The organism is Chryseobacterium panacisoli, from assembly GCF_008274625.1.
Lineage (GTDB): Bacteria > Bacteroidota > Bacteroidia > Flavobacteriales > Weeksellaceae > Chryseobacterium > Chryseobacterium panacisoli.
In genome coordinates, this window is the sequence record NZ_VTRU01000001.1 from 397,121 (window position 1) to 410,065 (window position 12,945).

Here is a 12,945-nt window from a genome sequence, read left to right on the forward strand (position 1 = left end):
CATAAGTTTGAAAAAATATTTTACGAATAATTTTATCCTAAAAATAATAATTTATTGACATTAAAAGGAATAATTTTAAGCAAATTCCGTAAAAATACGGTAAATAGAAAGTTTATTTGCTTTTTAAAATTTAAAATTAATTATTCAGAATCAGATGGTTAAAGGTTAAAAATTCAGGATTCAGGGCGCAAGATTAGGATTAAGATTTTTAGGTCTTCCTTATATAAAGAATCCTATGTCCTGCTATTCTCATTCTATACTCTTCTACTTCTCATCATTTATCTATCTTCTTCTGAAAAATTAAGTTTCCAAACGTAATATAAAAAGGTCTTTTATTTAGATTAAATTTTATTAACATCATCTCATAGAATAAATTCAGGATAATGCGTGCTCATTCCGAAAGCGGGCCGTATCTTTGCAGACTGAAAATTGTTATTTAAAATGAAAAGTATTTATTCTAAAATTCTGATTTTAGCATTCATGGCCTCTTCACTTTATTCTTATGCATGGGGATTAACGGGACACAGGGTTATTGCAGACATTGCAGAAAACCATCTTTCCCGGAAAGCAAGAAGAGAAATTAAAAAGATGATGGGAAAAGAGCGCCTGGCTTACTGGGCCAACTGGCCGGATTTCATCAAATCTGATACCACCGGAGCATGGAAACAGGCTTCATCATGGCATTATGTAAATATTGATCCGATGACCGACTTTAAAGCTTTTGAACAAAACTTAAAAGCACAGGCAGGACCAAGCCTTTACACTCAGGTAAACACATTATCCAGCCAGATCAAAGACAAAAACACTTCTGAAAAAGACAGAAAAATTGCTTTAATCTTCCTTATCCATATTATGGGAGATCTTGCCCAACCCCTTCACGTGGGAAGAGCAGAAGATTTAGGTGGAAACAAAATCAATGTGACCTATTTCGGGGAAAAAACAAATTTACACTCTGTTTGGGACGGAAAATTGGTAGATTCTCAAAAATACAGCTACACAGAGTATTCTAAACTTTTAGATATCAAATCTAAAGAAGAAGTAGCACAGATACAGTCCGGAACACTTGAAGACTGGCTGTATGATTCTCATAAAATTGCCAACAAGATCTATGCGCAGACTCCTAACGACTCTAAGCTATCTTACGACTATCAGTATAAGTTCAACGATACAGTAGAAAGACAATTATTGTACGGGGGACTGAGACTGGCAAAAGTATTAAACGAGCTTTTCTAGTAAAAACTTATTTTGACAAAGAGATATGAAAACGGAACTTCGGTTTCGTTTTTTTTTGTTTAAAGTTTAGGGTTTAGGGTTTAGGGTTTAGGGTTTAGGGAAATTACTAGGTTTTAAAGAATTTCTATTCCTCTATTGAATGTATTCTTTAATTTTCAAATAAAATAAAATAAAATAAAACATAATACACTTATTATCAACTGATTAAAATACTTCTCAAAACATTCATCCATTTTATTTTTTACATTGTACAAAAACACACTACTTAGATCACGATAATTCACTTTATATCAACCAATTACATAAAAACAAAATACATGACCCTATTTTACTTTGCACATTTTACAAAAAAATTAAAACTTGTGTAACCTTTTTACCTTTTCATACGTATATATTATAGTAACTCTTTTTTTGAGGATAAAATAAATGAGACAATTAAAAATCACTAAGCAGGTTACCAACAGGGAAACTGCTTCATTAGACAAGTATTTGCAGGAAATTGGTAAAGTGGAACTGATCACTGCGGACGAAGAAGTAGAATTGGCACAAAGAATACGTGCAGGCGACAGAGCCGCACTGGAGAAATTAATCAAAGCCAACCTTCGTTTCGTAGTTTCTGTATCCAAGCAATACCAAAATCAAGGTCTTTCTTTACCCGATTTGATCAATGAAGGTAACCTAGGATTAATGAAAGCGGCAAAAAGGTACGATGAAACTAGAGGTTTCAAATTTATCTCTTATGCAGTATGGTGGATCCGTCAATCAATTTTACAGGCATTGGCTGAGCAGTCAAGAATTGTAAGACTGCCATTGAACAAAATTGGTTCTATCAACAAAATCAATAAAGCATACGCTCACCTTGAGCAGGAAAATGAAAGACCGCCTTCTCCGGAAGAATTGGCTGAAGTTCTTGACATGAGCGAGGAAGATATCAAAGAATCAATGAAAAACTCCGGAAGACACTTGTCTATGGATGCACCTTTAGTTGAAGGTGAGGATTCTAATCTTTATGATGTATTGCGTTCAGGAGAATCTCCAAGTCCTGATAAAGATCTGATGCTTGAATCTCTGCAAATTGAGATTGAAAGAGCATTGAATACTCTGACGCCAAGAGAGGCTGATCTGGTAAGATTATACTTCGGACTGAACGGAAAACACCCAATGACTTTAGAGGAAATTGGTGAAACTTTCGATCTTACAAGAGAGAGAGTTCGTCAGATCAAAGAAAAAGCAATTAAGAGACTAAAACACAATACCAGAAGCAAGATTCTTAAATCTTACCTGGGTAAATAATTTTAGCGTAAAAAAATTTTATAGGCGGAGTCTGTTTTTCAGGCTCCGTTTTTTTTATTGTAATTCATCAATAAAGCAACTTATTTAATGCATTGTATAATTGATGTAACATTTTTAGTTGGTTCAAACAATACATCAATTTCACTTTCTTTGAGATCAGATACACAAAAAACCCGGAGAAATATCCTTCCCCGGATAACTAAGTACCGTAATATTATCGTCAATTTATTCGGAGACGATATCCCGATTTCAAAAAAACAAGCTGGTTTTAGTCATTTCTAGTAAGAGTTACTTTGTAATTTCTCGCTACGTTTCCGTTATTTATTATATTGATCTGTCCTGCAGTTGGCATAGTTACCGTATAATTAAATGCTGTTGCATTACCACCATCAGCACATCCTCCAAGGCCTGACCATGTCACAGCAACAGTATTCCTTGCTGTCTGAGTATATATTGGAGAACCAAAAGTACTGGTTAAAAAGCCATTTATTCCTTTAAGACCGTAATAACTGTTAGTTGAATAACTATGAACCAAATAATTTACAGTAGTAGCATCACCACAACCGTTAACATTTGTAATAGTAAGCCTGTATAAACCATTCGGGATACCTGACAAATATAAGCCATTAACGCCCGCACCAATAGTACCGCTATGAGATCTTACTTCACCAGTGGTTGAACTTTCTTGTTTCATTACAACCCCCGTAGCATCTACATAAACAGAAGACAAAACGGTTCCTGATGAGGCAGGGTTGATAGTTCTTATTCTTGCAGTCCCGTTAACATCAAGCGTGTTAGTTGGAACTGTTACTCCAATTCCCACAGCTCCGGCAGGAGTTACAGTAAAATCATTAGCCTGTTGAGCTACTGAAGGGGCTCCCGTAGAAGGATTGTCTTTAGCTCCATCAACATGGAAAGTGCCTTGAGGGTTAGTCGTATTAATTCCAACCTGAGAATATGCCACTGATGAGATGATCAAAGAGCATATGAGAATAGTTTTTTTTTTCATTACCATATTTTTAAATATTTAAGTCGCAATAATACAAAAGAGTAAAACCCACTTCTAAAAAATGCCTATTACACAGATATGACATGGGTATAGCACAGGTATGACATTTTTAAATATGTCATTAATTTTATAAGCGGAGTCTGGTTTCAGGCTCTGCTTTCTTGTTTACATCAGAGGTTATAAACAGGACTAATTACATTCAATCTGCAGATTTATGTAACATTCTCCATCATTTGTTCAACTAATCAAAATCATATCCTTTACTCATTTGCACTAAAATTTAAATGATTAATTTTAGTTGTTGAGATATGATGTTGATAATACACCAAAACAAAACATTCTATGAAAAAAATACTCTTCGCCTCTATCCTTGCGTTATCTATACTTTCTTGTAGAGAAAATAAATCCCAAAAACATGATATTGTTGAAAAAGCAGCTGAGAATACGGAATCCAGTATGCCAATAAAGAGGTTAGGTAAAACCCAGGATATATTCAATGGTATTTATTATGAAAAAATAAAAAATGATGAAGGATTAAAGAAACTGGATGAAAAAATTTCTTTAATGCAAGAGGATGCCAAAAAAATGCAATATATATATGATGACATTATTTCTAACTCAGAAGATTATTATTTGATTGCAAAAAATGAGGCAAAATCTATTAATGATTCCGTTTTAAGAAAGGAAATGATTAAGCTTATCGAAGAAAGTTCAGATAAATATGGTCTAAAGGTTCAAAAAATAAAAGAACTTAAGCATAAAATTAATAGTAACAAGCAAAGTATTTATAGCTTATATGCTGCTTTCAAAATCAGAAAGACCATTCCTGAAATTGAAAAATACCAGAATGCCCATCCTTTGAAAACGGACAGCCTTAATCAATTTATCAATAAACAGAATAAATTGCTTGAAGAGCTGAAAAAATTAAAATAAACACTGTTACACCTCATGAAATATATTACAAAATGGCTCACTGATAAAGCCCGCGTTAAAGAGCTGGTAGACTTTTTTATTACCCATAAAACAGACTCTTATATTTCCCATGGCGAAATGATGTCCGGCAGAGCCATTGATTCCCATCACTGGAATCCGGATCTTGAACTGATTCTTACCGAGCAGCTGATTACCGATTTTAATTCAGATGGCAGTTCTAAACTGAATATTCTGATTGCAGAAAACGAAAATGAAGAAATTGTGGGAATGATGGTTTTCAATGTGATCAACAGCCCTTTTAAAAAATATGCGATTTTGGAAGACATGCTTCTGGATCAGTCTGTAAGAGGTCAGTCACTTGGAAGTAAGCTTTTGGAGAAAGCCATTCATGAATCTAAAAACTGGAATATCAGCTTTATCCTATTGGAAAGTGGGGTCAACAATCATGGCGCTCACAACTTTTTTAGCAAGTATGGTTTTAAAAAGGTATCAGAAAGCTATATTTTAACAATATAAATTAAATCTCTTTCATCTACATTATCAAGAACCTAAACTTTATGAACACCATTTCAATCATCGGAGCCGGAATCGGGGGATTGACCCTCGGAAATGTCCTGAAGCAACATCAGTATGATTTCACGATCTATGAATCTGCTCCTGAAATAAAACCTGTAGGAGCCGGGATTATGATGGCAGTAAATGCAATGCAGGTTTTTGACCGTTTGGGTTTAAAAGAAAAAATTGAAAAAGCTGGTAATAAAATTCACAGAATTGTTATTGCCACTGAATCGTTACAGACCATCTCCAAGACAGAAATTCTGGAACTGGAAACTCAATACAATTCATGCAATGTTGCGATTCACCGGGCTGAGCTTCAGAAGATTTTAGCTGAAAACCTTGCTCCCGATTCCATTAAACTGAATCATTCTCTACAAAAAATTGAAAAAGAGGAAAATTATATTTTAGACTTTGAAAACGGAAATCGGATTGAAAGTAAAATCGTTTTTGGAGCAGATGGCATAAAATCTTCTATCCGAAATCAGGTCCTGAAAACCGGAACCATAAGGAACTCCGGACAGAAATGCTGGCGCGGTCTTTTAGATTTCGATCTTCCCGAGAAACATCATCAGGAAGCCTTTGAAATGTGGGGGAAAGGAAAACGTTTTGGATTTGTAAAAATTTCTGACAGAAAAGTATACTGGTACGCCTGCGTGAACGAAAGAAGTTTTAGGGAATATGTTGAAATCACAGAGATTTTTAATGATTTTGATCCTTTGGTTTTACAACTTATTGACGCTACACCAGACGAAAATATTATCTGTAATACCATTTCCGACCTCGCTCCTATTTCCAAATGGCATTCTGAAAATCTATGCCTGATCGGAGACGCTGCCCATGCCACAACTCCCAATATGGGACAAGGGGCCTGCCAGGCGATTGAAGATGCTTATATCATTGGAAAATTACTGGAGAAAAATCAGGATTTCAATGCGGTTTTTGAGTCGTTTCAAAACATCAGGAGGAAAAAAGTAGATTATATTGTCAACACAAGCCGGACTATCGGAAATATTTCTCAATGGGAAAGGGGAAATTCAATACGTAATTTTCTTATGCGTATGATTCCTGAAAGGATCAATCAAAAGATGGCTAAAAAGATCATAGAACTGGAAATGTAGAAATCCGGTTTAAGAAAAGATAAAATTTAAAAAAAAATTATTCGATTTATTAATAACAACTAAAATTAAAAACATGAAAAAAATCTTTTACGTATTGCTCTTATTCATAGGAGTACATACAGCACGAGCACAGGAAGTCCCGGTACTGGACAGAGGATTATTTTTTGGAAACCCGGAAATTTCCGGAGGACAGTTGAGCCCGGATGGAAAATGGATTTCCTTTACGAAAGAATATGGAGGTATTATGAATATATGGGTAAAAAAGATTGATGAACCTTTTGAAAAAGCCCGTCCGCTCACAGACAGCAAACGCCCGATGAACGGATATTTCTGGTCAGAAGACGGAAAGTATATTCTTTATGTAAAAGATGGTAATGGTGATGAAAACATGAATATTTTTGCTGTAGATCCCATGGCAAAAGTAACCACCGGAGTTCCGGAATCAAGGAATTTAACTCCGCTTAAAGAAGTAACGGCTCAAATCTACATGGTAAGCAGAAAAGATCCTGATCTGTTGATGGTGGGATTAAATAACCGTGATAAGGCATGGCATGATTTATATTCATTGAAAATTTCTACAGGTGAGCTGAAAAAGATTTATGAAAACACAGACCGCATCACAAGTTATGATTTTGACTGGGATGAAAAATTGAGAGTCCTTTCCAAAACGGATGATAAAGGAACTACCCAGTTTTTTTATAAGGAAGGAGATAAACTGACTCCTATTTATGAGACTTTGGTAACGGAAAGCGCTTACATCTCAAACTGGAACGAAGATAATTCTAAATTCTATCTGGTAACCAACAAAGGGAATCTTGATAAATCAACCTTATTCCTGATGGATCCCAAAACTAAGCAGATTACAAAAATAGAAAGCGATCCTAAAGATAAAGTAGATTTTGGAGGACTGTTTCTGGACAGAAATACCAGAAAAATGATTTATACTTCTTACACCGGAGATAAAACAGAGTATTACTGGAAAGACAAAACGTGGGAAGACAATTATAAATTTCTGCAAAGTAAATTTCCAGGAAGAGAAGTTAATTTTTCAAGCTCTACCAATGACTATTCTAAATTCTTAGTTGCAGTTGGAGGTGATAAATATGCTTCTGAAGCATATTTTTTTGATGCAAAAACAAAACAGCTGATTTTCCAGTATACCCCAAGAACAGAATTGAAAAAAGTAGAAAAGTATCTGGCTGCAATGACTCCTATTTCTTATAAAAGCAGTGACGGACTTGAAATTCCGGCATATCTGACTTTACCTGTGGGATCAAGCGGCAAAAATGTTCCTGTTGTTGTTTTGGTTCATGGAGGTCCGAAAGGCCCAAGAGATTACTGGGGCTACAATTCAACGGTACAGTTTTTAGCTAACAGAGGATATGCCGTCTTACAGCCTAACTTCAGAGCGAGCGGCGGTTATGGTAAAAAGTTTCAGAACGGCGGAGATCTTCAGTGGGGAAAACTGATGCAGGACGATATTACGTGGGGCGTAAAATACCTGATTGATAAGGGAATTGCAGACAAAAACAAAGTGGTGATCATGGGAGGAAGCTACGGTGGGTATGCAACACTCGCAGGTTTAGCATTTACTCCGGATGTATATGCTGCAGGAGTAGATATTGTAGGACCAAGCAATCTCTTTACTTTACTGGATTCTGTTCCTGCTTACTGGGAAGCTGCCCGCGCTTTCCTGTACGGAATGGTAGGTGATCCTAAAACCGAAGAAGGTAAAAAACGTATGCATGATGCCAGCCCGTTATTCAGTGTAGACAAGATCAACAAGCCGTTACTGATTGTTCAGGGAGCTAATGATCCAAGAGTAAAGCAGGCTGAAGCGGATCAGATTGTCATTGCGCTGCGCGATAAAGGTAAAAAGGTAAATTACATCCTTGCCGATGATGAAGGCCATGGATTCCGTAAGCCGGTGAACAGCATGGCAATGTACGCTGAAACGGAGAAATTCCTTGCTGAAGTAATTGGAGGCAGATATCAGAAAGAAATGCCTGAAAATGTGGCAAAACGTCTGAAGGAAATGACAGTTGATATTTCAAAGGTGACTTATACTCCGGCGAAAAGTGAAAAAACCGCAGGTGCTTCTAAATAAAAGCATTTGTATCAATTATATAAAGCCATCTCGTGAAAATGAGGTGGCTTTTCTTTACATCCTAGAATTAATCATTAAAATCACTATCCTTTGGTTAAATACAACCCAACATTTATCTGATCAAAAAAAGCTGCCTCCATGAGACAGCTTTTTGAATATAATTTAGTTTTATTTAATACGTTAAAGTAACACCAGCACCCCAGCCCATTTCATTATCATAGTTTCCGGAAACAGATAACCATTTTTGAAGAATATACCTCATTCCTGTTGAGAATTCACCATCAGAGTTAACACTGAAATTTCCTCTCAGTCTTCTGGAAAGTGGAATATCTTCACGACTCAGCTCCAATAATACTTTTCCGTTTTGGTCAACACTTGCATCAGCGGTAATCAACATGGGAAGTACATACTGCAAACCCATCATGAATGCAAATTTGTTTTTTGAAGCTTTCTGCTGTCCGAACCAGTTTTTTTTACCATGAAAATCCATACCCATATCCTCTGCCATCTGTCTTTCCATAATCTCATGATTTTTTTGAACTCTGACTCCTGCATAAGGAAGCGCCCATTGGAATTTTCCTAAGAAGCGTCCTACTTTTGCACTTCCTTCAAAATGATCAAAATTCCAGTTGGAATGAAACTCATTAAGGTTTGCCCATCTCGGACCGAACATCGTCATTGTTTCTGCATGGATCTTATTACTTGCAACATCCAGCATCGCCATAGAACTGGTCATTGTATTATCCTGTATAAAATTTTTCCAGGCTAATTTTCTGTTTGGAAGCTGTGGATTGGGTTTTGAATTTTCGTAGCTGAAGATTCTTCCCATTCCTGCCATCATATGATATAAAATATGACAGTGGAAAAACCAGTCGCCATCCTGATTCGCTGCAAATTCTATCGTTACGGTTTCCATCGGCATGATATCTACTACATTTTTCAACGGAGAATACTCTCCTTTTGAATTGATTAATCTGAAATCATGACCATGAAGGTGCATCGGGTGACGCATCATAGAATTATTATATAGTTTAATTCTAAGAATTTCTCCCTTTTTTATCAGGATCTTATCTGTTTCTGTTACAGTTTTATTATCCAGCGTCCACAGATAATGGTTCATATTTCCTTCCAGCGTAAATTTCATTTCACGAATGGTATCCGTCGGAAGAATGGTTTTTTCAGGAGATTTTAAAATATTGTAAGACAATCTCTTAATTGTTTTTTCTTCCTTCATATCCATTTCTGAGTGTTGAGAATGATCTTCTTTTTTGTCTTCTTCCGTTTTCACTCCCATCATCTCATTGATATGCTTTGCTGTAGTTTTTCTTTGATTTTCAGATAATTCCGGGTACATCACTTCATTCATATCCATCATTTGATTTCCCATGGTCATATTCATCGGTTTCATATTCCCGCTCATCTCCATCATTCCGTTCATCATTTTCATTCCTTCAAAAAGCATTAATCTTGGAAGATTGGGAGCTTCTACCTTTTCACCGGAACCCAGCCAAAGGGAAGCATGTCCTATTCTGTCTTCTGAAGTCGCTCTGAATTCAAAGCTTTTATTCTCCGGAATCGTGACTTCAATATCATAGGTTTCGGAAACCCCGACAATCAAACGGTCAACTTCTATCGGAACCACATCATTTCCGTCATTTCCGACTACTTTTATTTTTCCTCCACCATAATTCAGCCAGAAATAGGTAGATGAACCTCCGTTGGCGACTCTCAATCTTACTTTATCTCCAGCTTTTAGATTGGAATAATCTGAACTGGGAGTACCATTAATCAGAAATTTATCATAATAGACATCACTTACATCCATTGCTTCCATCCTTTTCCATTCATTCAATGTTTTTGTCCCGAAATTTCCGGACTTAATGGCTTCCCAGTAACTCTGTACTGCATTTTTCTTTACAGCATACCAGTCTGTATTGGCCATATGAAGTCTTCTTGCAATCTGCATTGGATCATCATCACTCCAGTCTCCCAGCAATACCGGAATCTCAGCATTGTATTCTGTTTTGGGCTCACCTTCTCTTTTCTTGAAAACCAGAATCCCATTCATTCCTATCTGCTCCTGAAGGGCTTCATGAGAATGATACCAATACGTTCCGTTTTGGGAAACTCTGAATTTGTATAAGTGGGTTTCTCCCGGCGTTACCGGTTTTGTGGTAAGATAGGGAACTCCGTCTTGTTCATTGGGTAAAATTACCCCATGCCAGTGCAATCCGGTATTTTCATTCAGCATATTGTGCAGGTAAATTTCAGCTGTATCTCCTTCCGTAAAATATAAAGTCGGAGCCTGAAGCTTTCCGTTAATCGCAATAGCTCTCCTGTTTTTTCCGGTGAAATTGACAATGGTATCTTTTACATACAGATCATAACGAACTGTTTTTCCACCGAAAGTAATTCTTCCGTTTTCAGAATTACGTTTTAAAATAGATTTCTTCTCATTTGGATTTTCAGCCTTTAAATGAGAATGATCTTCCTTTTCTACCATATCCATCCCGCATTTAGGGCATTTTCCCGGCTTATCGGAAACTACTTCAGGATGCATCGGGCAGGTATAGGAAATTTGAGCTTGAGTTTTAACTGGTGATACAGCTTTTTTTTCTGATTGAACAGAAGGCTTTATCACTTTTGTTTGCCCAATCTTATTTGTTTCCTTTATTTTATTTGTCTTTTGAAGCTTTCTATTTTTCTCAACTTCTGCCTTATTTATATTTGTTTCTGCAGGCTTTGCCCTCTTCTCTGTTTTAGGAATAGGTTTCACTTCAGGCTTTGCAGCTATTTTAGGTTTTATAACACTTGTCTTTTTTACCAGAGTCATTCCGCATTTCGGGCAGTCTCCAGATTTTGAGGACACCACTTCAGGGTGCATCGGACAGGTATAATACGTTTTTGTAGTTTGTGCGAAAGTAAAAACAGAGAATAAAAGCACCAGAAACATTATTAGTTTTTTCATAATATTTCGAAGTTTTAGAAGTTGTATAACTTAAAGTTAATTATAACTTAAGCTATACAACTTATTATTTTAAAGAACAATACACTGATTATTTAATCTCTGACTTTACGCTTCCGCATGAAAGCATAGATTTCCCGTAGTATGGGTTGACAATCTGTTTTTCATTGCTCAGCCAGCTTCCGTCTGCCATTGGGCAATATTGTACATAGACTGGTTTTTCAGAAAGTTTGAACTGCTTCGTTAAAGCGATCATATTGTCGGAAAGATTGAAAAAGGTTTCTCTTTGAGCGGCAATATTTCTCGCTTCGGAAATAGCAGAAGCATCTTTTCTAAGAATATTCAGGTTACCTTCCGAAACCATTTTATAATCAATAGTTGAAGCTGTTTTAATGAATTCTGTTGCGGCTTTTGAAGTTTTATCGGCATCATCCGAAGCTAATGCTGATTTGATTGCGATATAGTTCTGATACAGCTTGGAAACCTGAGCATCCTTTTTAGACTGTGCTGATAGTGAAATAATTGAGAATAAAGATAAAGCTGCTGTGATGATATATTTTTTCATTGTTTTAAATTTTAGAATTAATTTTTTAATAAAGATAATGGGTAACGCACCAGTAAATGCGTCAGTACATGTCGCCTGTAACCGTATACAATTGATGATACAGAAAACGACAGACGGATTCTAAATTCTAAAATTACAATGATTGATGTAGATAGGTACCGGCCGGTATTCTGGCGGTCCATTAATCTGTATTTGAGCAAATTTGGTGGCTGAAAAAGACTTATCAATAACAGCAAACTGAGTTTGCACAGGGATTTCTGAAATCTGGCTTAAAAAATCAATCTTAAGGAAATCAGACTTCTGTGAATCATCTACTTTTACTATTTTGATCTCTGTTTTGCAGCACCCTTTTTTGTCTTTAACACCGCATTTAGCGCAGATATCATCTGTTTTCTGACTTACAGAAACAAATTCCTTCATGCAATAATGAATGCTAAAAGCTGCTCCGGAAGAAAACCCGAAGTAGAAAATAGAAAACAATATGGCAAGAATCTTTTTCATTGATAAGACAAAATTAAAAATATCTCTGAGACCGTTGTTATAAAATTTGGTAATGTTGTTATAAAATTCGGAAAACAGAATAAATCTCAACTAAAATCCTATATATCCACTGCAATATCAAAAAAAATGAACGTAGGTGAACATTCAGTAAATTATTCCAATTCTTTACAGATTTTTTTCAATTGGCTCCTCAATTGCCACTTTTTTCATTTCAATATTCTCTTTGAATTATAAATGCTTCTGAAATTCTTTTCATCCCAATTTTATAGTAGAAATTGGATGCATCTTCTGAAGAATGGAGAATTATTTTACATTCTTTTCCTGCATGTTCTTTTGTTATTTCAATTAATCTTTTTCCAATATTTAAATGCCTAAATTCTTTGTTTACACAAATATCAGATAAGTAACAACAATAGCTAAAGTCGCATAATGACCGGGCAATACCCACTAATTTATCTTCTGACCAAGCAGATACAACAAGATTTGCATTGTCAAACATTTTTTGTAAACGAAAGTCATCGTTCATATTGCTAATTGGTAAATAATTGGACATGAAAAATAGATCTTTAATGGTTTTAATTTCTATTTTTTCGTTTATTTTAAATATGATATTGCTCATAACATTTCTACTAACCTTCAAATTTACCTATTCCATCAATATAA

Annotated in this window: 11 protein-coding genes; 6 read left to right on the top strand and 5 right to left on the bottom strand. The window is 35.7% G+C overall.

Annotated features, from left to right (window positions below):
- Positions 1-441: 441 nt before the first annotated feature.
- Together FW781_RS01890 and FW781_RS01895 are read left to right on the top strand one after the other, a co-directional pair.
- Positions 442-1,233: a S1/P1 nuclease gene (locus FW781_RS01890; RefSeq protein WP_047385189.1), complete on the top strand. Its 792-nt coding sequence runs from the start codon at positions 442-444 to the stop codon at positions 1,231-1,233.
- A gap of 426 nt (positions 1,234-1,659) precedes the next feature.
- Complete coding sequence (locus FW781_RS01895; RefSeq protein WP_002979276.1) at positions 1,660-2,526, top strand: sigma-70 family RNA polymerase sigma factor; 867 nt, start codon at positions 1,660-1,662, stop codon at positions 2,524-2,526.
- 268 nt (positions 2,527-2,794) lie between these two features.
- Here FW781_RS01895 and FW781_RS01900 read toward each other — a convergent pair whose 3' ends face one another.
- The gene (locus FW781_RS01900) at positions 2,795-3,535 is read right to left on the bottom strand and encodes a hypothetical protein (RefSeq protein WP_149385874.1); all 741 of its coding nucleotides are present in this window, start codon (positions 3,533-3,535) and stop codon (positions 2,795-2,797) included.
- Between the two features lie 342 nt (positions 3,536-3,877).
- Here FW781_RS01900 and FW781_RS01905 point away from each other — a divergent pair, with 342 nt between their 5' ends.
- From FW781_RS01905 to FW781_RS01920, 4 genes are all read left to right on the top strand, one after another.
- Positions 3,878-4,468, top strand: a complete 591-nt coding sequence (locus tag FW781_RS01905) for a hypothetical protein (protein ID WP_149385875.1) — start codon at positions 3,878-3,880, stop codon at positions 4,466-4,468.
- Positions 4,469-4,483: 15 nt separating this feature from the next.
- A complete protein-coding gene (locus tag FW781_RS01910; protein WP_149385876.1) occupies positions 4,484-4,984 on the top strand; it encodes a GNAT family N-acetyltransferase in 501 nt (166 codons plus the stop codon).
- Between the two features lie 41 nt (positions 4,985-5,025).
- Positions 5,026-6,144: an FAD-dependent monooxygenase gene (locus tag FW781_RS01915; RefSeq protein WP_149385877.1), complete on the top strand. Its 1,119-nt coding sequence runs from the start codon at positions 5,026-5,028 to the stop codon at positions 6,142-6,144.
- Between the two features lie 73 nt (positions 6,145-6,217).
- A complete protein-coding gene (locus FW781_RS01920) occupies positions 6,218-8,251 on the top strand; it encodes a S9 family peptidase (protein ID WP_149385878.1) in 2,034 nt (677 codons plus the stop codon).
- Positions 8,252-8,423: 172 nt separating this feature from the next.
- Here FW781_RS01920 and FW781_RS01925 read toward each other — a convergent pair whose 3' ends face one another.
- The 4 genes from FW781_RS01925 to FW781_RS01940 form a co-directional block, all read right to left on the bottom strand.
- Positions 8,424-11,204: a multicopper oxidase domain-containing protein gene (locus FW781_RS01925; protein WP_149387340.1), complete on the bottom strand. Its 2,781-nt coding sequence runs from the start codon at positions 11,202-11,204 to the stop codon at positions 8,424-8,426.
- Between the two features lie 103 nt (positions 11,205-11,307).
- Positions 11,308-11,781, bottom strand: a complete 474-nt coding sequence (locus FW781_RS01930; protein WP_149385879.1) for a DUF3347 domain-containing protein — start codon at positions 11,779-11,781, stop codon at positions 11,308-11,310.
- 120 nt (positions 11,782-11,901) lie between these two features.
- On the bottom strand, positions 11,902-12,282 hold the full coding sequence (locus FW781_RS01935) for an HYC_CC_PP family protein (RefSeq protein WP_228720120.1): 381 nt from the start codon (positions 12,280-12,282) through the stop codon (positions 11,902-11,904).
- A 211-nt stretch (positions 12,283-12,493) separates the two neighbouring features.
- Positions 12,494-12,901: a GNAT family N-acetyltransferase gene (locus tag FW781_RS01940; RefSeq protein WP_149385880.1), complete on the bottom strand. Its 408-nt coding sequence runs from the start codon at positions 12,899-12,901 to the stop codon at positions 12,494-12,496.
- Positions 12,902-12,945: the final 44 nt, after the last annotated feature.